This window comes from Leifsonia araucanica (genome assembly GCF_051161895.1).
Classification (GTDB): domain Bacteria; phylum Actinomycetota; class Actinomycetes; order Actinomycetales; family Microbacteriaceae; genus Leifsonia.
Map to the genome: position 1 here is coordinate 1,891,034 of NZ_JBMBTW010000002.1, position 17,989 is coordinate 1,909,022.

The window sequence follows — 17,989 nt, forward strand, 5'->3', positions numbered from 1 at the left end:
GTTACAGCACCTCCGGGGCCAGCGAGATGATCTTCATGAACTTCTTGTCGCGGAGTTCGCGACCGACCGGTCCGAAGATGCGGGTACCGCGGGGGTCCCCGTCGTTCTTCAAGATCACTGCGGCGTTCTCATCGAACTTGATGTATGAGCCGTCCGGGCGGCGGGTGTTCTTCACCACGCGCACGATGACAGCCTTGACGACGTCGCCCTTCTTGACGTTGCCGCCGGGGATCGCGTCCTTGACCGTGGCGACGATCGTGTCGCCCAGGCCGGCGTAACGACGGCCGGAGCCGCCGAGCACGCGAATCGTGAGGAGCTCCTTGGCGCCCGTGTTATCGGCGACCTTGACTCGGGATTCCTGCTGAATCACTTGGCCTTCTCCAGAATCTCAACCAGGCGCCACCGCTTGGAGGCGCTCAGCGGACGGGTTTCGTTGATGAGAACGAGGTCGCCGATGCCGGCGCTGTTGCTCTCATCGTGCGCCTTCACCTTGGAGGTGCGGCGGATGACCTTGCCGTACAGGGGGTGCTTCACGCGGTCTTCGACCTCGACGACGATGGTCTTGTCCATCTTGTCGCTGACGACGTAACCGCGACGGGCCTTGCGGTACCCGCGGACGAGGGCCTCGTCGGCCGCCGACTCCGCGGCCGCAGCCTTGGTGGTCTCAGCCATTACTTGGCCTCCTCAGTCTCAGTCTCGGCGTCGGCGGCCGCGGGGGCGGCCTTCTTCGCCTTGGTCTTCTTCTCAGCCTTCGCGTCGGCGACCTCGGCGGGGGCCGGGGTGGCCCTGATGCCGAGCTCGCGCTCACGGATGACCGTGTAGATACGAGCGATGTCGCGCTTCACGGCGCGCAGGCGGCCGTGGCTCTCGAGCTGGCCGGTGGCCGACTGGAAGCGCAGGTTGAACAGCTCTTCCTTGGCCTTCTTCAGCTCGTCGACGAGACGCTCGTCTTCGAAAGTGTCGAGCTCTGCGGATGCGAGCTCCTTGGATCCGATCGCCATTACGCGTCGCCCTCCTCGCGCTTGATGATGCGTGCCTTGAGGGGCAGCTTGTGAATTGCACGGGTCATGGCCTCGCGAGCGAGTTCCTCGCTGACACCAGAGACCTCGAAGAGGACTCGACCCGGCTTGACGTTGGCGACCCACCACTCGGGGGAACCCTTACCGGAACCCATGCGGGTTTCGGCCGGCTTCTTCGTGAGCGGACGGTCGGGGTAGATGTTGATCCACACCTTGCCACCACGCTTGATGTGACGGGTCATCGCGATACGAGCGGACTCGATCTGACGGTTCGTCACGTACGCGGGGGTCAGGGCCTGGATGCCGAACTCGCCGAAGGAGACCTTCGTGCCACCAGTGGCCTGGCCGGAACGGCCGGGGTGGTGCTGCTTGCGGTGCTTGACTCTACGTGGGATCAACATGGTTATGCCTCAACTCCTGCTGCGGCCGGCGCGCTCTCGGCTGCAGGGGCGTTGCCCCGGCCACCGCCGCGACGCGGACGGTCACGGTCGTTGCGCTCGCGCGACGGCTTCTGGTTGGCCTGCTCGCGAGCAAGCTCCTTGTTCGTGATGTCGCCCTTGTAGATCCACACCTTGACACCGATGCGACCGAAAGTGGTCTTGGCCTCGTAGAAGCCGTAGTCGATGTTGGCGCGGAGCGTGTGCAGCGGCACACGGCCCTCGCGGTAGAACTCCGAGCGGCTCATCTCAGCGCCGCCGAGACGGCCGGACACCTGGATGCGGACACCCTTGGCGCCTGCGCGCTGGGCGCCCTGCAGGCCCTTGCGCATCGCGCGGCGGAACGCCACACGTGCGGAGAGCTGCTCCGCGATGCCCTGAGCGACGAGCTGAGCGTCGGCCTCGGGGTTCTTGACCTCGAGGATGTTCAGCTGGATCTGCTTGCCCGTGAGCTTCTCGAGGTCGGCGCGGATGCGCTCTGCCTCTGCGCCACGACGACCGATCACGATGCCCGGGCGGGCGGTGTGGATGTCGACGCGGACACGGTCACGGGTGCGCTCGATCTCGATGCGGGAAACACCCGCGCGGTCGAGCGACGTCTGCAGCAGACGACGGATCTTGACGTCCTCGGCGAGGTAGTCACTGTACCGCTGACCCGGCTTGGTGCTGTCCGAGAACCACCGCGACACGTGGTCGGTGGTGATGCCCAGACGGAAGCCGTATGGATTGACTTTCTGACCCATTACTTGCTCGCCTTCTTCGTAGCCTTGGCAGCTGCGGCCTCATCCGGCGTCGCGAGGACGATCGTGATGTGGCTGGTGCGCTTGTTGATGCGGAAGGCCCGGCCCTGTGCACGCGGCTGGAAGCGCTTGAGGGTCGTGCCCTCGTCAACGAATGCGCTGCTCACGTACAGGTCCTGCTCGTCCAGATAAGTGTTCGACTGGTCGGCCTTGACTCGCGCATTGGCGATCGCCGAGGCGACGAGCTTGTACACCGGCTCGCTCGCACCCTGCGGGGCGAACTTCAGGATGGCCAGGGCCTCCTGTGCCTGCTTGCCGCGAATCAGGTTGACGACGCGACGAGCCTTCTGGGGGGTCACGCGGATGTGTCGCACGCGTGCGATCGACTCCACCATTTCTCTCCTCCTTACGTCACCGCGTTAGCGGCGACGACCCTTCTTGTCGTCCTTCACGTGTCCACGGAAGGTGCGGGTGGGAGCAAACTCACCGAGCTTGTGCCCAACCATGGTCTCGGTGACGAACACCGGGATGTGCTTGCGACCGTCGTGCACCGCGATGGTGTGACCCAGCATGGCCGGGACGATCATCGAGCGGCGCGACCAGGTCTTGATCACGTTCTTGCTGTTGGCCTCGTTCGCGGCGACAACCTTGCGAAGCAGGTGGTCGTCGACGAAGGGGCCCTTTTTGAGACTGCGTGGCATCTTCTACTCCTACTTACGCTTCTTGCCGACAGTACGACGACGCACGATGAGCTTGTCGCTTTCCTTGTTCGGGTGGCGGGTGCGGCCTTCCTTCTGACCCCACGGGCTGACCGGGTGACGACCACCGGAGGTCTTGCCCTCACCACCACCGTGCGGGTGGTCGATCGGGTTCATGGCAACACCACGGACGGTCGGGCGGACGCCCTTCCAGCGCATGCGGCCTGCCTTGCCCCAGTTGATGTTCGACTGCTCGGCGTTGCCGACCTCGCCGATCGTCGCGCGGCAGCGTGCATCCACGTTGCGGATCTCACCCGACGGCAGACGGAGCTGCGCGTACGGGCCGTCCTTGGCGACGAGACGCACGGAAGCGCCGGCCGAACGGGCGAGCTTTGCGCCACCGCCCGGCTTGAGCTCGATCGCGTGGATCACGGTACCGGTGGGGATGTTGCGAAGCGGCAGGTTGTTGCCCGGCTTGATGTCCGCGCCTGCACCCGACTCGACGATGTCGCCCTGCGACAGCTTGTTCGGGGCCAGGATGTAGCGCTTGGTGCCGTCCACGAAGTGGAGCAGCGCGATACGTGCGGTGCGGTTGGGGTCGTACTCGATGTGAGCGACCTTCGCGTTGACGCCGTCCTTGTCGTTGCGACGGAAGTCGATCACGCGGTACTGGCGCTTGTGGCCACCACCGATGTGACGGGTCGTGATGCGGCCCTGGTTGTTGCGGCCACCGGTCTTCGACAGCGGACGGAGCAGCGACTTCTCGGGCGTCGACCGGGTGATCTCAGCGAAGTCGGCAACGCTCGAACCGCGACGACCGGGGGTCGTGGGCTTGTACTTACGAATAGCCATTGTCTGTTTTCCTCTAGATCCCGGCCTTAGCCAACTGCCGTGAAGATGTCGATGGAACCGGACTTGAGCGTGACGATGGCACGCTTGGTGTCCTTGCGCTTGCCGGTGCCGAACTTGGTGCGACGCGTCTTGCCCTGACGGTTCAGGGTGTTGATCGAGGCGACCTGGACCTTGAAGATGCTCTCGATGGCGAGCTTGATCTCGGTCTTGTTCGAACGCGGGTCGACGACGAACGTGTACTTGCCCTCGTCGATCAGGCCGTAGCTCTTCTCAGAGACGACCGGGGCGATGATGATGTCGCGCGGGTCCTTGTTGACGGCCATTACGCGTTCACCTCTTCCTTGTTGGACTTCGAGGCGATGAAGCCTTCGAGCGCACCCTTCGTGAAGACGATGTCGTCACTGACGAGCACGTCGTACGCGTTCAGCTGGTCGAAGGTCAGCGTGTGGACGGTGGGCAGGTTGCGGACGCTCTTGAGGCTCACCGCGTCGTCGCGCTCGAGCACGATGAGGACGTGCTTCGAGGTGGCGACAGTGGCGAGGTACTCTGCGACGGCCTTGGTCGACGGGGTCTCACCGAGGGCGAGCGACTCGACGGCGTGCAGGCGGCTTCCGCGGGCGCGGTCGGAGAGAGCACCGAGCAGAGCAGCGGCGATCATCTTCTTGGGGGTGCGCTGCGCATAGCTGCGGGGCACCGGTCCGTGGACGATGCCACCACCGGTCATCTGAGGGGCGCGGATCGAGCCCTGACGAGCGCGACCGGTTCCCTTCTGCTTGAACGGCTTGCGACCTGCACCGGAGACCTCACCACGACGCTTGGTCTTGTGAGTTCCCTGACGCGCCGCAGCGAGCTGCGCGACGACGACCTGGTGGATCAGCGGAATGTTGGTCTGGACGTCGAAGAGCTCGGCGGGAAGCTCGACAGAGCCTGCCTTCTTGCCCTTGACATCGAGAACGTCAATCGAGGTAGCCATGCGACTAGGCCCCCTTCACTGCGTTGCGGACGAAAACGATGCGGCCGCGAGCGCCGGGAACGGCGCCCTTGACCAGCAGGAGGCCCTTCTCTGCGTCGACGGCCTGAACCTTGAGGTTCAGAACGGTCACACGCTCGCCACCCATGCGACCGGCCATGCGCATGCCCTTGAAGACACGGCTCGGGGTCGAGGAGGCGCCGATGGAACCCGGCTTGCGGTGGTTGCGGTGCGCACCGTGCGAGGCGGAGACACCCTTGAAGTTGTGACGCTTCATCACACCGGCGAAGCCCTTACCCTTGGACGTTCCGACGACGTCGACCAGCTGGCCGGCCTCGAACGTGGCGTCGACGGTGAGCTCCTGGCCGGCCGAGTACTCGGCGGCGTCTGCGGTGCGGACCTCGGTGAGGTGACGGCGCGGCGTGACGCCGGCCTTGTCGAAGTGACCTGCCGACGGCTTGTTGACCTTGCGCGGGTCGATCTGGCCGTAGGCGATCTGGACGGCGTTGTAGCCGTCGACCTCGGGGGTGCGGACCTGGGTGACGACGTTCGGCGTGATCTCGATGACGGTCACGGGGATGAGCTTGTTGTTCTCATCCCAGACCTGGGTCATTCCGAGCTTCTTGCCGAGGAGGCCACGGGAGGTCTTGGTTTCGATGTTCGACATGGCACTCCCCCTTAGAGCTTGATCTCGATGTTGACGTCGGCGGGCAGGTCGAGACGCATGAGCGAGTCGACGGCCTTCGGCGTCGGGTCGATGATGTCGATCAGCCGCTTGTGCGTGCGCATCTCGAAGTGCTCACGGCTGTCCTTGTACTTGTGGGGAGAACGGATGACACACACCACGTTCTTCTCGGTGGGAAGGGGCACCGGGCCGACGACGGTAGCGCCTGCACGGGTAACCGTGTCGACGATCTTGCGCGCCGAGGTGTCGATGACCTCGTGGTCATACGACTTAAGCCGGATGCGGATCTTCTGTCCCGCCATGTCTGACTCACTCTCTTGTTATGGCGTCGTACGAGACCGGCTCCCGAGAGAACCTGACTCGCATTGGACGCGGATGCGACGAACGCTTGTTGGGGAACGCCACTATTCTTCTGTCAACTCATCGACCGCCCGCGGACATGGGTGAACCCTTGTCTTCGAGGTTGTCGATTAAGCTTTGCTCTTCTACCCGCGGCCTAACCATCTTCCGAATGCCGCCTGGCGGCGTCTCGGTGGGCTATGCACTGCCTGGCAGTGATCCGTTCGGAGCGCACATGAGCGCACTCGTTCCGAAATGTTGAACTAGACAAGTTTGCCAGACTCCGGCCCAAGCTGCAACCCGGGCGTGTCGCGGGCGCGTCGCACGCCGCTTCGCGCGAGCTCTCAGCCCGAGAAGGCCCGGACGATCACGTCGACGGCGAGCACGACGACGACGATCCCGACCAGCAGATCCGTCCACGTCGCGAGCGTCTCCTGCGCGTTCTTGCCCCTCTTCGGCAGGTGCATGAGCCCGGCGATCAGGAGGAAGACGCCGCCCGCGATCCCCGCGGGGAGGGCCCACCCGGGAACGACTGCCAGCAGGCCGGCCATCCCCATGCCGAGGTTGGCCGTGCCGAGTTCGCGCGTGAGCTGCTTCTCCTGCACGGTCGGCGTGGCAGCGCCCAGGATCACCGTGGTCGGCCCCCGTCCGGAGACCTGCGCGACGCCGGCAACGAGCAGCCGCGTGCCGACTCCCCAGAACACCCACCACTTGCCGAAGACCAGCACGGGGTCTCCCCCGCCCAGCGCCAGCTCGATCGAACCGGAGACGACCGGAAGCACCACGGTCTGCGCGATCACGAGCACGAAGTAGCCCATGGCTCAGGACCTTATCGGCAGCACCCCGTGACGCGCCAGCAGCGGTCCGAGACGGTCTGCACGACGGGCGGTGTCCCAGCCCCAGCGGACCACGCGCATCCCCGTCTCCTTCTCGATGGCCCGCTGGCGCGCGAGCTGGCTGCGCAGCACCTGCATCGGTGAGCGACCGGCCAGCATCCGCGGGTCGGCGATCTTCACGTCCCCGTCTGCCTCTCCGATGACGCCGAGCCGCGGCCACGCGAAGTCGACGCGGGCGGTGATCCCCGGCAGGTCGACCTCGTGCTGCAGCTCCGGCGGGGGAAGACCAAGGATGTCCATGACGGCCCTGCTCACCGACTCGATCGGACTCTCCGCCCTGCCGTCGCAGAAGGCCGCGGCCTTTAGCGCGCGCGTTCGCTCAACCGGATCGCGCAGGTGCGCCGCCGCCGTTACGAGAGCCTCCCTGGTCGCCAGCGGCGTCCGTTCCCCGAACGCGCCGGCCGAGACTGCGTGGTCGGCAGCAACCACCCCGCCGACGAAGGAGCCACGCGCCGCCAGGTCTGCGACCGTCGCCGCCACCGAGGTCGCGGCCAGTCCGCGACGCACCACGGTGGCGTCCCCGGCGCGCGCCCTGTGCTCCACGATGCCGCGCCACGCGCGCTCGTCGACCCCGCTGCGACCCAGGATGTGGATGGTGGCCGGAGGAGGGCCGAGCATGGGGAGCCCGTGGACGACGGCGGCCGACCAGTGGCTGAACACGGGAGCCACCGGACGCACGGCGGCGAGGGTGCGCAAGCGCGCGAGATAGTCGTCGCGCACGCGGGCGCGACCTCGGGATGCGTGGCGCGAGGCGTCCGCTGGATCGACGACGGCGAGAAGCTGGTGGGAGAGGGCTGGAGTGGTCATGCATCCAGCATCGGCCGGGTGGTCGTCTGGTGGGGCCGGTCGGATGGATCGGTGGAGAACGTGGGGGTGTGGAGAACGCCGGACACGAAGAGCGGGGCCCGGCTGAACGCCGGAGCCCCGCTCGGGTGACGCCTCGCGCCGTCACCCCGTGCTAATGCCAATGGGACCGCTTACGCGACTCCCGAACTTTCCGTCCGAATGCCTGTCTGCGGGTTGGCCTGGTTTGCGAGGTCATGGATATCCATACGCTCTCCCTTCATCGACGGAACCGTCCGGTTGAAACGGTGTCCTCATTCTGCGCTTCGCCCAGCGGGAGGTAAACCCCCTGGAGCAAACGTCCAGGACCCGATGGGGGGATGTAAAAAGGGGCCGGACCTTTCGGTCCAGCCCCTTTCCGAGCAGTCGGAGAAGACTACTTGATGATCTTCGTGACCGTACCAGCGCCCACGGTGCGGCCACCCTCACGGATGGCGAAGCCGAGGCCCTCCTCCATAGCGATCGGCTGGATCAGCTCGACCGTCATGTCGGTGGTGTCGCCGGGCATGACCATCTCGGTGCCCTCGGGCAGCGTGATGACGCCGGTGACGTCGGTGGTGCGGAAGTAGAACTGCGGACGGTAGTTCGCGTAGAACGGGTTGTGACGCCCACCCTCATCCTTGGACAGGATGTACGCGGTGCCCTCGAAGTTGGTGTGCGGCGTAACCGAACCCGGCTTCACGACGACCTGACCGCGCTCGACGTCCTCACGCTTGGTTCCACGGAGGAGCAGACCACAGTTCTCGCCGGCCCATGCCTCGTCGAGCTGCTTGTGGAACATCTCGATACCAGTGACCGTGGTCTTCTGCGTCGGGCGGATGCCGACGATCTCGACCTCGGAGTTGATGGCGAGGGTTCCACGCTCGGCGCGGCCGGTGACGACGGTTCCACGACCGGTGATCGTGAAGACGTCCTCGATCGGCATCAGGAACGGCTTGTCCTTGTCGCGCACCGGGTCGGGGATGGAGTTGTCGACGGCGTCCATGAGCTCGACGATCGACTCGACCCACTTCTCGTCGCCCTCGAGAGCCTTGAGGCCCGAGACGCGAACGACGGGGGCGTTGTCGCCATCGAAGTCCTGGCTCGACAGAAGCTCGCGAACCTCGAGCTCGACGAGCTCCAGGATCTCCTCGTCGTCGACCATGTCGGACTTGTTGAGCGCGACGAGCAGGTACGGAACACCGACCTGCTTCGCGAGCAGCACGTGCTCACGGGTCTGCGCCATCGGGCCGTCGGTAGCGGCGACCACGAGGATCGCGCCGTCCATCTGAGCGGCACCGGTGATCATGTTCTTGATGTAGTCGGCGTGCCCAGGGGCGTCAACGTGCGCGTAGTGGCGCTTCGGGGTCTCGTACTCGACGTGCGAGATGTTGATCGTGATACCGCGCTGACGCTCTTCCGGAGCCGAGTCGATCGACGCGAAGTCGCGCTGAACGTTGGTCGCCGACGGGTACTTGTCAGCAAGCACCTTCGAGATCGCCGCAGTGAGCGTCGTCTTTCCGTGGTCGACGTGACCGATGGTTCCGATGTTGACGTGCGGCTTAGTCCGCTCGAACTTGGCCTTAGCCACTGGGTCCTCCTCAGGACTCTCGTGTAGAAGCCCCGGCCGATGGTTTCCGGCCGGCAACTCTACGGGATTGTTTATCTATGTTACGGGATACTGCGAAAGGAGGGTGACCGGAGTCACTCGCCCTTGTTCTTCTGGACGATCTCGTCGGCAACAGCCTTGGGAACCTCCGCGTAGCTGTCGAAGGTCATCGAGTAGACCGCACGGCCCGAGGTCTTCGACCGCAGGTCGCCGATGTACCCGAACATCTCCGACAGCGGAACGTTCGCGCGGATCACCTTGACCCCGCTCGCGTCCTCCATCGACTGGATCTGACCACGTCGTGAGTTGAGGTCACCGATCACATCGCCCATGTACTCTTCCGGCGTGCGAACCTCGACCGCCATGAGCGGTTCGAGGAGCACGGGGTTCGCCTTGCGCGCGGCCTCCTTGTAGGCCATCGAGCCGGCGATCTTGAACGCCATCTCCGAGGAGTCGACGTCGTGCGAAGCGCCATCCACGAGGGTGGCCTTGACACCCACGGTCGGGAAGCCGGCGAGAACACCCACCTGCATCGCGTCCTGGATACCGTGGTCGACCGAGGGGATGTACTCGCGCGGGACGCGGCCACCCGTCACAGCGTTGACGAACTCGTAGCTCGTCTCCGGCGTGACATCCATCGGCTCGATCGTGATCTGGATCTTGGCGAACTGGCCAGAACCACCGGTCTGCTTCTTGTGGGTGTAGTCGTACTTCTCGACCGCGCGACGGATGGTCTCGCGGTAGGCCACCTGGGGCTTGCCGACGTTGGCCTCGACGTTGAACTCGCGCTTCATGCGGTCGACCAGGATGTCCAGGTGAAGCTCACCCATACCCTTGATGACCGTCTGACCGGTCTCCTGGTTCTGCTCGGTGCGGAACGTCGGGTCTTCCTCGGCGAGCTTCTGGATCGCGGTGCCCAGCTTCTCCTGGTCGGCCTTGGTCTTCGGCTCGATCGCGACCTCGATGACGGGCTCGGGGAACGTCATCGACTCGAGGACGACCTGGTTGTCCGGGTCGCACAGGGTGTCACCGGTGGTGGTGTCCTTGAGGCCGATCACGGCGTAGATGTTGCCAGCGGTCAGGAAGTCGACCGGGTTCTCCTTGTTGGCGTGCATCTGGAAGATCTTCCCGATGCGCTCCTTCTTGCCCTTGGTCGAGTTGACGATGCCTGCACCGCTGTCGACACGGCCGGAGTACACGCGCACGTAGGTCAGACGACCGAAGAACGGGTGGACGGCGACTTTGAAGGCCAAGGCCGAGAACGGCTCGGACGCGTCGGCGTGGCGAAGGATGACCTTCTCCTCGTCGCGCGGGTCGTGAGCCTCGATGGCCGGAACGTCGATCGGCGACGGAAGGAAGTCGATCACAGCGTCGAGCATCGGCTGCACGCCGCGGTTCTTGAACGCGGAACCGCAGAGCACCGGGTAGAGCTCGCTGTTGATCGTCATCTTGCGGATGGCGCCCTTGATCTCTGCGACCGTGAGCTCCTCACCGCCGAAGAACTTCTCGAGCAGTGCGTCGTCGCTCTCCGCGACGGTCTCGAGCAGCGTCTGACGGTACTCGTTTGCCTTGTCGACCAGGTCGGCCGGGATCTCCTCGATGGCGTACTTGGCGCCCATCTGGACGTCACCCTTTGCGTCACCGCGCCAGGTCAGCGCACGCATCTCGATGAGGTCGACGACGCCCTCGAAGGCGGACTCGGAACCGATCGGGAGCTGCAGCACCAGCGGCTTGGCGCCGAGGCGGCTGACGATGGTGTCGACCGTGTAGTAGAAGTCGGCGCCGAGCTTGTCCATCTTGTTGACGAAGCAGATGCGCGGGACGTTGTACTTGTCGGCCTGACGCCAGACGGTCTCGGACTGGGGCTCGACGCCCTCCTTGCCGTCGAAGACGGCGACAGCGCCGTCGAGGACGCGGAGCGAACGCTCCACCTCGACGGTGAAGTCCACGTGACCCGGGGTGTCGATGATGTTGATCTGGTTCTTGTTCCAGAAACAGGTGACGGCCGCGGACGTGATGGTGATGCCGCGCTCCTTCTCCTGCTCCATCCAGTCGGTCGTCGAAGCGCCGTCGTGGGTCTCGCCGATCTTGTGGTTGACGCCCGTGTAGAACAGGATGCGCTCGGTCGTAGTGGTCTTGCCGGCATCGATGTGGGCCATGATGCCGATGTTGCGGACCTTGTTCAGGTCGGTGAGCACGTCCTGTGCCACAGGGTTCCTCCGAAAAGTAGAAAGGTGAAGGGGTGCCGGCCCGGGTGGGGCACTCCGTGGAGTACAACACCCGGACCGGCGTGGTAATGCCCGAACCGGGATTACCAGCGAGCCGGATTTACCAGCGGTAGTGCGCGAAGGCCTTGTTCGACTCGGCCATCTTGTGCGTGTCCTCGCGACGCTTGACAGCGGCGCCGAGGCCGTTCGACGCGTCGAGGATCTCGTTGGTGAGGCGCTCGGTCATGGTCTTCTCGCGACGACCCTTGGCGTAGCTGGTGAGCCAGCGCAGCGCGAGCGTGTTCGCGCGGTGCGGCTTGACCTCGACGGGGACCTGGTAGGTCGAGCCACCGACGCGGCGGCTGCGGACCTCGAGGGTCGGGCGGACGTTGTCGAGTGCCTTCTTGAGCGTGACGACGGCATCCTGACCGGACTTGGAGGCGACGCCTTCGAGCGCGTCATACACGATGCGCTCTGCGAGGCCCTTCTTGCCGTCGAGCAGGATCTTGTTGACGAGCTGGCTGACGATCGGTGCGCCGTAGACCGGGTCTGCGACGACGGGGCGCTTGGGAGCTGGACCCTTGCGAGGCATTACTTCTTCTCCATCTTCGCGCCGTACCGGCTGCGAGCCTGCTTGCGGTTCTTGACGGCCTGGGTGTCCAGCGCGCCACGGACGATCTTGTAGCGAACACCGGGGAGGTCCTTCACACGACCGCCGCGGACGAGCACCATCGAGTGCTCCTGCAGGTTGTGGCCCTCACCGGGGATGTAGGCCGTGACCTCTGTCCCGTTGGAAAGCTTGACGCGAGCCACCTTGCGGAGAGCCGAGTTCGGCTTCTTCGGGGTGGTGGTGTAGACGCGGGTGCACACGCCGCGCTGCTGGGGGTTGGCCTTCAGGGCGGGCGCCTTGGTCTTTGTGACCTTGGGGCTGCGGCCCTTCCGAACCAACTGCTGAATGGTTGGCACTGAACTTCTCCTTATATGGACTGCACGGTGACAGGTGTTGCTTCCCCGAGCCAGGGCACGCCCTGCTGGGCGTGTCTTTTCTCAGGGGGACCGATCGACGTTCAGAAGTGTTCGTCATCGATATGCCGTGGGGGCTGGACTCCCGTGCGGTTGTCCTGCCCATCGGATGAGTACGTGCCTGCCCACTCGCGGTGGCCATTCCTGGGCACCAGACGAGCGCGCGACAGAGCGCACACCCGATAAATCTTAGCTCGCGGGCAGCGCCCGGTCAAATGGATGCGGGTGCGCGCGGCGCGTCTGCAGCCCGTGATCTCCCCGCTGGGAGTATACGGCGAAGCGCGGGCATCCATCGTGGATGCCCGCGCTTCGCGGTGGAGGCGGAGAGACTCAGCCGCCGATGCCCTTGGCGAGCTCGCTGTCGACGTTCTGCAGAGCGTCAGCGGCCTTGGTGAGGAACTGCGACATCCCGTCGAGACCGTTCACCGCGTCGGTCGTGCCCTTGGTGAACTGCTCGTACGAGGTGTGGAATGCGCCGGAGGCCTGGTCGGTGACGAAGCCGCCGTTGACGAGTCCGTTGACCAGGTTCTGCAGTTCGTGGAGCTTGGCGGTGATGTCGTCCTTGCCCGAGATGAGGCGGTTGGCGGCATCGGTCATCTCGCCGTACGTGACGTTCATGTTTGCCATGATGTCGTTCCCTTCGTGTTGTCCGAGAGGCCAACCCCTCGGCCGACCAGTGATATCAAACTATCCGTGGATGCTGGTGGAGTGGAATGGGGAGCACTCCCCATGCGGGTGGCGCGCCGCCCGCATCAGTCTTCTTCGACGTCGGGGCCCCAGAGTTTCGGGTCGCTCCACTTCGGGAACGGGATGTACACGCCGGGGACGGAGGTCTCGTCCGGTGGGAAGAACTGGCCTTTGGGGATGCGATAGGTGATGTCGCTGGAGAGTTCATCCCGGTCGCCCCAGAACCGCTGGCTGATGACGCTCATGTTGTATTGGCCGTTTTCCTGCACTTCGTAGATCAGGCGGTAGCCGTCGTCGGTGATGGCGCGGACGTCGTAACGACCGGAACCCGGACTGAGCTCGTCCTCGATCCAGATGAGCTCTGCCGCCCATCCTTTCGATTCGAAGTAGTCGTAGACCGGTTCGGCATCGGCCCGCTCCCCGGTGGCGCCGGGTGGGTTGATCGACCGCGTCATGTCGAAGCAATACGTGTTCTGTCCGGTGGAACCGGCCAGCGGATCGTATGCGTACGAACCCGGCGCCGGTCCGCCCACCCCACCACTGAGCCAGTCCCATGATTCTGAACTGACCTGCTCCTGCGCCTCGGTCATCAACTCCTTCACCCGCTCGTACCGCTCCCGGTAGAGGTCGAACCGTTGCTCCGGGGTGAGCTGCTCGACCTCGCCCCGGGTCATTCCTGCCGCGTCCTGCACCGTCGATGTCATCATTGCTCCCACTTCCGCGCACCCGCTGACGCTCATTGCCAACACTGTCATCACGAGACCCGCTATCCATCGCGAACGGGTCGAAGCGTGTCCGCGGCCGCGTGTCATTTCGCCCCGTTCGCGAGCATCCTGGCCAGGTAGTCGTGCGCGGTCGCGTCTGGTGAGAGGTAGCCGACGGTGCCTGCCCACAGATTCCACGGCGAGTGGTCGTCGTCTTCTCGGTACATGTCGTGCATGGTGGTCCGCTTCAATTTTCCCCCATCCGCGCTGACGGAGTCCTCGGCGCTGAATTCCTTCACGCCCGGGATGTTGCGGGGGTCGAGCTTCTTGCCGCCTCTCTGCCCGAGCTTGGCGATGGGGTCCCCGTCCGCGTGGGTGGCCAGGACATCTTTGGCGTGTAGCTGGTCGGTGGTGGTGCCGTTCTTCACCCCTGCGGAACCGTATGTGGCGAGAACGTCGATGTCGAAGTCGAGGTGTTTGAGTGCTTCGACGGCGACGGTTGATCCGTAGGAGTGTGCGTACACGTTGAACTGCTCGATCGGAACTCCGCTTTGGTGTCGGCTGGCGTGTATGCCGTTGAGGAAGTCCGCCAACTGTTCCCCGCCGGACTCTGCTCGGTCCATGCCGTGCACGTCGTTCACGGTTGGTGACCGATACCCGATCCAATTCACCACCGCAAACGACTCCGACTTATTCTTGCCGTGGGCACTCCGGTACAGCTGGGCGGCTGCTTCATTCCCGTTCTCCATGTCGCCGACGCCGGAGTACATCCCTGACACATTCACCCCGACATGGGAAGCGGTCTCGAGGTCCCCGAACGAGATCGCCGCGACCAGCGCACCGTCGTGCGAACCGAGCCCAATGAGCTGCACGACAGGGTTTCCGGGAAGCTGAGTCGCGTCCTTGTCCGCCTTCTTGAGTGCGTTGTCGATCGCGTGCAACTGGTCGGTGAACTGCTGAATGTCGAGGTCCTCGCTGGTCCGGAACGGGGAACCGTACAGCGGATACTTCCATGGGTTGGCGAAGCCCATCATGCGGTACGCGTCCTCCGGGTGCTTCAGCGCGTACTTCAGGAACTCGCGCGACGCCGCATCCTGCGCTGCCGCCGGCAGCCCCGGCAGACTTGACAGGCGAAGCAGCGTCTCCGGCGGCAGCAACCGGATCTCGTCGACGTCGAGGCCAAGGGAGTTCCAGTACGCGGCCGCCTCGGCCGGGGACAGGTTCCCGTTGAGGAAGTTCTGGAACGCCGTCCCCTTCGCCACGTCCAGGACCGTTGACCGGGCCGCCTTGTTCAACACCGTGTGCGACAGCGTGCCACCGCCGGCTTTCTCGAATTGGGCGGCGACCCGCTCGATCCAGGTCGCGTCCGCGTGGTTCTCCGCCAGCATCCGCTCGAACCCGCCCGTGAACGTCACCGTGCCCACCCGCACCCACGAACATCCAGCAGCGAACCCGGCCCACGCGTTCCTGACCGCCGCCACCTCCGACTCCAACACCGCGTTCAACGCCCGCGACCGGGTCACGAACCCCCGCAACGCCACCGGATCCGCCGACGTCTTCCCCTTCGCCGACCCGTCCGCGGTCCGGCGGCGCTCCCTGGACGCGAACGCCGCAGACACCGTCGGCGGCGCCACCGCCACAGCAGACGGCTCCGGATCGGTCAGCGCACTGTCCGCATGTACAAGCCCGGTGGGATCCGCCGCCCGGTCCCTGACCCGCTGATCCTCACGCACCCGCCACTGCGCGACCGCAGTCAACCGGTCCTTCTCCCGCTGCGCCAGAACCTTCGCCTCCGCCAGCCCAGCCGCCAACTCCTCCAGCACGACCGCCAACCGGATCCGGTCCTCGGACTCCGCCCCGCACGCCTGCTCGAACAACCGCCCTAACACGCCAGAGAAATCCGCCGCAGCACCCTCCGCACTACTACGCCGCTCCCCAGCCTGATCCCGCAACCGTTGCGCACCCGACGACACCACCCGGATCAGAGAGTCGGCAGCACCATCGTCGAACACCACCCGCATACCGACCAGAACTCCCCGCACTCACCGACCCTGCGCGGGCATCAGAGCCCACGGCGAATGCGAAGCCCGCCCGAACAGCGAGGAACTTTGCATTCCTGATATCAGTCTAGATAAACTATTCTGTATATCAAGTCGGCGGGTGAAAAGGAGACGTCGAGACCTACGCGGCGGACTCCCCGGAGCCCAGCTCCTCGCCCGCGCGCCAGAACTGCGTCGCGCAGACGATGCCGGCGACGATCAGCACGAGGCCGAGGGCGCAGAACGACAGGGTCCAGGGCAGCGCGTCTGCGAGCTCGGAGCTGGACGAGGTCGGGCCGACGGCGGAGGACAGCGGCGTGAACGCGAGCACCAGGATCACGCCGCCGAGACCGGAGAGCCAGAGGTCGAAGCGCCAGCGGTAGTCGAAGAAGCGCCAGAAGCGGCGCCCGGGTGCATCCACCCCCTGCTGCACCTTTCCTGCGGCCTGCGCGCGGTAGTAGGAGAGCTTCTTGATGAGCGAGGTGATCGCCGCGACGGTCACGCCGAAGCCGATGGAGCCGTAGATGACCCAGTAGCGCGAGAAGTCGTTCTCGTCGCCGACGCTCGCCGGCCAGCCGCCGGTGAACCAGGAGACGACCGGCACCAGCACGAGCAGCACGGAGATCAGCAGGCCGACGACGATCCAGAAGACGTGCCAGCCGACGGGGAGGACGCGGAAGCGGGAGACCATGCTCGCCGACGGCAGCACCGTGTCCGGAGGCGCCGGGTTGCGCTTCATCGCACCCCTGCGCAGCTGCTCGCCCGCGACGAGGCCGCACATGGCGAGCAGCAGGATCACGCCGGGGGTCGCGCCCATCGCGACGGCGGCGACGCCGCGGATGCCGTCGAGCGAACCGTCGTCAGGGCCTCCGGCAACGGCGGTCATGACGAGGCCGCCGCCGACCAGCAGCACGAACGCGATGGCGGCGAGGATGCCCCCGCCCACGCTGAGCACGCGCCCGAACGCCCGGTTGGATGCTGCGACCCGCTCCCTGCGCTGTGCGAGCGCCTCCTCGGTCAGTTCGTCGGTCACGAGACCTCCTCGGTCTGCAGTTCGGCCCAGGTGAGGGAATCGACGATCGCGTCGAAGAAGAGCGTGTACAGCTCGGGGTCGTGGGCGGTGGGGGCGGAGACGCTGATGGTCAGCAGGCCGGCGTCCGCCGGGTACGGCACCGAGTATTCGAGGTAGAGGGACGGCTCGCGCGTCTCCCCGATGACGTCCTCGCCGATCTCCCGGATGCGGGCGACCGGTCCCGTGCGCTGCTCGATGAGCTGCGCACCGGGCGTCGCGGCGGCGAGCCGTTCGGCGAGAGGGCGCTCGGCGTCGACCTCCTCCGGCCACGCGCGGTCGCGCGCGATGAGGGCTGCGGGCAGCGGGATGCCGGGGAGGACTTCGAGCGACATCCAGAACGCGGTCGCGCCGGCGGCCCGCGCACGCTCTGCCGTAGTCACCAGCTCTTCGCGCGCATCCCGTCTCATCCGCGCCAGGCGGTCGTTGCGGCCGACCTGCTGCAGCACCAGGGTCCGGATGCGCTCGCGCATGGTCTCCTCGTCGACCAGCGGGATCTCGGCCCAGGTGCCGGGGAGGATGATCGAGTACGAGCCCTGCGGGGAACGGGCGGTGTACGTCATGCGTCCACCCTGTCCGCGAGTGTGACCGTGAGCGTCGCGACCAGCGCCTGCACGTCGGAGGCCATGTCGGTGAACACGCCGAGGTTCTCCGCCGACGCCACGAACTGCACGACCTGTGCGGCGTCCGGCGGGTAGACCACCGCCACGACCCGCTCCTCCAGCTCGGCGCCGCCGTCCGGGAGGGCGTGGGCGATGAGGTTGTGAGATCCGACCAGTTCGCCGGCGTCCACGGCGGAGCGCCAGGTCTGCACGGCGAAATAGCTCTGGCCGGAATCCGGCTCGACGACGGGAGCAGCGAGCGCCTCCTCGTACTGGTCCGGCGTTCCGACCAGCTCGATGGGGGCGAGCGAGAAGACGAGTGCCGCCCCTGCCCGGCCGATCTCCGGGTACGGGATCCAGACCGCCGCGGTCATCGCCGGGTTGCGCATCTCGCGGAAGCGCGAGCGCGCGAACGCGAGTTCGTCGGCGAGCTTGGCGCGCATCCCCTGGTCGTCGACGAGGGATGCAGCGAGGTGCGCCGGCCAGTCCGGGTCTGAGCCCTCCGCGAGCGGCATCGGATACCAGCGCTCCGGTGTGCCGATGCTGAAGTCGACGATGTCGCGCCGTGTTCCGTTCGCCGTCACTGAGCCT

At 65.7% G+C, this 17,989-nt stretch carries 25 protein-coding genes; 1 reads left to right on the forward strand and 24 read right to left on the reverse strand.

Annotated features, from left to right (window positions below):
• Position 1 precedes the first annotated feature (1 nt).
• From rplN to ACN6M5_RS09185, 21 genes are all read right to left on the reverse strand, one after another.
• Positions 2–370, reverse strand: coding sequence for a 50S ribosomal protein L14 (gene rplN, locus ACN6M5_RS09085; protein WP_055894798.1), 369 nt, complete (start codon positions 368–370; stop codon positions 2–4).
• Positions 367–672: a 30S ribosomal protein S17 gene (gene rpsQ / locus ACN6M5_RS09090; protein ID WP_055894793.1), complete on the reverse strand. Its 306-nt coding sequence runs from the start codon at positions 670–672 to the stop codon at positions 367–369. The genes rplN and rpsQ overlap by 4 nt, the downstream gene beginning before the upstream one ends.
• A complete protein-coding gene (gene rpmC, locus ACN6M5_RS09095; protein WP_085368816.1) occupies positions 672–1,001 on the reverse strand; it encodes a 50S ribosomal protein L29 in 330 nt (109 codons plus the stop codon). The genes rpsQ and rpmC overlap by 1 nt, the downstream gene beginning before the upstream one ends.
• The gene (gene rplP / locus ACN6M5_RS09100; RefSeq protein ID WP_055894786.1) at positions 1,001–1,420 is read right to left on the reverse strand and encodes a 50S ribosomal protein L16; all 420 of its coding nucleotides are present in this window, start codon (positions 1,418–1,420) and stop codon (positions 1,001–1,003) included. Before rplP ends, rpmC begins: the two co-directional genes overlap by 1 nt.
• Positions 1,421–1,422: 2 nt before the next feature.
• Complete coding sequence (rpsC, locus tag ACN6M5_RS09105) at positions 1,423–2,199, reverse strand: 30S ribosomal protein S3 (RefSeq protein ID WP_085368817.1); 777 nt, start codon at positions 2,197–2,199, stop codon at positions 1,423–1,425.
• Positions 2,199–2,591, reverse strand: coding sequence for a 50S ribosomal protein L22 (rplV, locus tag ACN6M5_RS09110; protein ID WP_055894778.1), 393 nt, complete (start codon positions 2,589–2,591; stop codon positions 2,199–2,201). Before rplV ends, rpsC begins: the two co-directional genes overlap by 1 nt.
• 24 nt (positions 2,592–2,615) lie before the next feature.
• Positions 2,616–2,897 (reverse strand): 30S ribosomal protein S19, encoded by a 282-nt coding sequence (gene rpsS, locus ACN6M5_RS09115; protein ID WP_055894775.1) that lies wholly within the window; start codon positions 2,895–2,897, stop codon positions 2,616–2,618.
• Between the two features lie 9 nt (positions 2,898–2,906).
• A complete protein-coding gene (gene rplB / locus ACN6M5_RS09120; RefSeq protein WP_055894771.1) occupies positions 2,907–3,746 on the reverse strand; it encodes a 50S ribosomal protein L2 in 840 nt (279 codons plus the stop codon).
• 26 nt (positions 3,747–3,772) lie between these two features.
• Positions 3,773–4,069 carry a 50S ribosomal protein L23 gene (gene rplW / locus ACN6M5_RS09125; protein ID WP_085368818.1) on the reverse strand — a complete coding sequence of 99 codons (297 nt, stop codon included), beginning with the start codon at positions 4,067–4,069 and terminating at the stop codon, positions 3,773–3,775.
• Positions 4,069–4,719 carry a 50S ribosomal protein L4 gene (gene rplD / locus ACN6M5_RS09130; protein ID WP_085368819.1) on the reverse strand — a complete coding sequence of 217 codons (651 nt, stop codon included), beginning with the start codon at positions 4,717–4,719 and terminating at the stop codon, positions 4,069–4,071. The genes rplW and rplD overlap by 1 nt, the downstream gene beginning before the upstream one ends.
• A 4-nt stretch (positions 4,720–4,723) precedes the next feature.
• Entirely contained in the window at positions 4,724–5,383 is a 660-nt protein-coding gene (gene rplC, locus ACN6M5_RS09135; protein ID WP_055894761.1) for a 50S ribosomal protein L3, read from the reverse strand.
• Between the two features lie 11 nt (positions 5,384–5,394).
• Entirely contained in the window at positions 5,395–5,703 is a 309-nt protein-coding gene (rpsJ, locus tag ACN6M5_RS09140) for a 30S ribosomal protein S10 (protein ID WP_005050520.1), read from the reverse strand.
• Positions 5,704–6,084: 381 nt separating this feature from the next.
• Positions 6,085–6,558 carry a hypothetical protein gene (locus tag ACN6M5_RS09145; RefSeq protein ID WP_434949379.1) on the reverse strand — a complete coding sequence of 158 codons (474 nt, stop codon included), beginning with the start codon at positions 6,556–6,558 and terminating at the stop codon, positions 6,085–6,087.
• Positions 6,559–6,561: 3 nt separating this feature from the next.
• A complete protein-coding gene (locus tag ACN6M5_RS09150) occupies positions 6,562–7,443 on the reverse strand; it encodes a hypothetical protein (RefSeq protein ID WP_434949380.1) in 882 nt (293 codons plus the stop codon).
• Between the two features lie 412 nt (positions 7,444–7,855).
• The gene (tuf, locus tag ACN6M5_RS09155; protein ID WP_055894752.1) at positions 7,856–9,049 is read right to left on the reverse strand and encodes an elongation factor Tu; all 1,194 of its coding nucleotides are present in this window, start codon (positions 9,047–9,049) and stop codon (positions 7,856–7,858) included.
• A gap of 113 nt (positions 9,050–9,162) precedes the next feature.
• Complete coding sequence (gene fusA, locus ACN6M5_RS09160; RefSeq protein ID WP_085368821.1) at positions 9,163–11,277, reverse strand: elongation factor G; 2,115 nt, start codon at positions 11,275–11,277, stop codon at positions 9,163–9,165.
• A gap of 118 nt (positions 11,278–11,395) precedes the next feature.
• Positions 11,396–11,866: a 30S ribosomal protein S7 gene (gene rpsG / locus ACN6M5_RS09165; protein ID WP_055894744.1), complete on the reverse strand. Its 471-nt coding sequence runs from the start codon at positions 11,864–11,866 to the stop codon at positions 11,396–11,398.
• The gene (rpsL, locus tag ACN6M5_RS09170) at positions 11,866–12,240 is read right to left on the reverse strand and encodes a 30S ribosomal protein S12 (protein WP_055787040.1); all 375 of its coding nucleotides are present in this window, start codon (positions 12,238–12,240) and stop codon (positions 11,866–11,868) included. The genes rpsG and rpsL overlap by 1 nt, the downstream gene beginning before the upstream one ends.
• Positions 12,241–12,627: 387 nt before the next feature.
• Positions 12,628–12,924 carry a WXG100 family type VII secretion target gene (locus ACN6M5_RS09175; protein WP_085368822.1) on the reverse strand — a complete coding sequence of 99 codons (297 nt, stop codon included), beginning with the start codon at positions 12,922–12,924 and terminating at the stop codon, positions 12,628–12,630.
• A 125-nt stretch (positions 12,925–13,049) separates the two neighbouring features.
• On the reverse strand, positions 13,050–13,724 hold the full coding sequence (locus tag ACN6M5_RS09180) for a hypothetical protein (RefSeq protein WP_434949381.1): 675 nt from the start codon (positions 13,722–13,724) through the stop codon (positions 13,050–13,052).
• A gap of 68 nt (positions 13,725–13,792) precedes the next feature.
• On the reverse strand, positions 13,793–15,103 hold the full coding sequence (locus tag ACN6M5_RS09185; protein WP_434949382.1) for an alpha/beta hydrolase: 1,311 nt from the start codon (positions 15,101–15,103) through the stop codon (positions 13,793–13,795).
• On the opposite strand from ACN6M5_RS09185, the gene ACN6M5_RS09190 reads away from it, so the two are divergent.
• Positions 15,093–15,410 (forward strand): hypothetical protein, encoded by a 318-nt coding sequence (locus ACN6M5_RS09190; protein ID WP_434949383.1) that lies wholly within the window; start codon positions 15,093–15,095, stop codon positions 15,408–15,410. The two genes, ACN6M5_RS09185 and ACN6M5_RS09190, sit on opposite strands and share 11 nt — an antisense overlap.
• Positions 15,411–15,869: 459 nt before the next feature.
• On the opposite strand, the gene ACN6M5_RS09195 is transcribed toward ACN6M5_RS09190, so the two are convergent.
• Genes ACN6M5_RS09195 through ACN6M5_RS09205 form a run of 3 tightly spaced genes read right to left on the reverse strand, consistent with a single transcriptional unit; the run spans position 15,870 to position 17,982 of the window.
• Positions 15,870–16,760: a hypothetical protein gene (locus ACN6M5_RS09195; RefSeq protein ID WP_434949384.1), complete on the reverse strand. Its 891-nt coding sequence runs from the start codon at positions 16,758–16,760 to the stop codon at positions 15,870–15,872.
• Positions 16,757–17,359 carry an alpha/beta fold hydrolase gene (locus ACN6M5_RS09200; RefSeq protein ID WP_434949385.1) on the reverse strand — a complete coding sequence of 201 codons (603 nt, stop codon included), beginning with the start codon at positions 17,357–17,359 and terminating at the stop codon, positions 16,757–16,759. Before ACN6M5_RS09200 ends, ACN6M5_RS09195 begins: the two co-directional genes overlap by 4 nt.
• The gene (locus ACN6M5_RS09205) at positions 17,356–17,982 is read right to left on the reverse strand and encodes a hypothetical protein (RefSeq protein ID WP_434949386.1); all 627 of its coding nucleotides are present in this window, start codon (positions 17,980–17,982) and stop codon (positions 17,356–17,358) included. Before ACN6M5_RS09205 ends, ACN6M5_RS09200 begins: the two co-directional genes overlap by 4 nt.
• Positions 17,983–17,989: the final 7 nt, after the last annotated feature.

What these genes read in the sequence shown, in the direction of transcription:
- rpsQ (WP_055894793.1), bottom strand. Translation starts at nt 672, where the DNA reads ATGGCTGAGACCACCAAGGCTGCGGCCGCGGAGTCGGCGGCCGACGAG.
- rpmC (WP_085368816.1), bottom strand. Translation starts at nt 1,001, where the DNA reads ATGGCGATCGGATCCAAGGAGCTCGCATCCGCAGAGCTCGACACTTTC.
- rplP (WP_055894786.1), bottom strand. Translation starts at nt 1,420, where the DNA reads ATGTTGATCCCACGTAGAGTCAAGCACCGCAAGCAGCACCACCCCGGC.
- rpsC (WP_085368817.1), bottom strand. Translation starts at nt 2,199, where the DNA reads ATGGGTCAGAAAGTCAATCCATACGGCTTCCGTCTGGGCATCACCACC.
- rplV (WP_055894778.1), bottom strand. Translation starts at nt 2,591, where the DNA reads ATGGTGGAGTCGATCGCACGCGTGCGACACATCCGCGTGACCCCCCAG.
- rpsS (WP_055894775.1), bottom strand. Translation starts at nt 2,897, where the DNA reads ATGCCACGCAGTCTCAAAAAGGGCCCCTTCGTCGACGACCACCTGCTT.
- rplB (WP_055894771.1), bottom strand. Translation starts at nt 3,746, where the DNA reads ATGGCTATTCGTAAGTACAAGCCCACGACCCCCGGTCGTCGCGGTTCG.
- rplW (WP_085368818.1), bottom strand. Translation starts at nt 4,069, where the DNA reads ATGGCCGTCAACAAGGACCCGCGCGACATCATCATCGCCCCGGTCGTC.
- rplD (WP_085368819.1), bottom strand. Translation starts at nt 4,719, where the DNA reads ATGGCTACCTCGATTGACGTTCTCGATGTCAAGGGCAAGAAGGCAGGC.
- rplC (WP_055894761.1), bottom strand. Translation starts at nt 5,383, where the DNA reads ATGTCGAACATCGAAACCAAGACCTCCCGTGGCCTCCTCGGCAAGAAG.
- rpsJ (WP_005050520.1), bottom strand. Translation starts at nt 5,703, where the DNA reads ATGGCGGGACAGAAGATCCGCATCCGGCTTAAGTCGTATGACCACGAG.
- ACN6M5_RS09145 (WP_434949379.1), bottom strand. Translation starts at nt 6,558, where the DNA reads ATGGGCTACTTCGTGCTCGTGATCGCGCAGACCGTGGTGCTTCCGGTC.
- ACN6M5_RS09150 (WP_434949380.1), bottom strand. Translation starts at nt 7,443, where the DNA reads ATGACCACTCCAGCCCTCTCCCACCAGCTTCTCGCCGTCGTCGATCCA.
- rpsG (WP_055894744.1), bottom strand. Translation starts at nt 11,866, where the DNA reads ATGCCTCGCAAGGGTCCAGCTCCCAAGCGCCCCGTCGTCGCAGACCCG.
- ACN6M5_RS09175 (WP_085368822.1), bottom strand. Translation starts at nt 12,924, where the DNA reads ATGGCAAACATGAACGTCACGTACGGCGAGATGACCGATGCCGCCAAC.
- ACN6M5_RS09180 (WP_434949381.1), bottom strand. Translation starts at nt 13,724, where the DNA reads ATGAGCGTCAGCGGGTGCGCGGAAGTGGGAGCAATGATGACATCGACG.
- ACN6M5_RS09200 (WP_434949385.1), bottom strand. Translation starts at nt 17,359, where the DNA reads ATGACGTACACCGCCCGTTCCCCGCAGGGCTCGTACTCGATCATCCTC.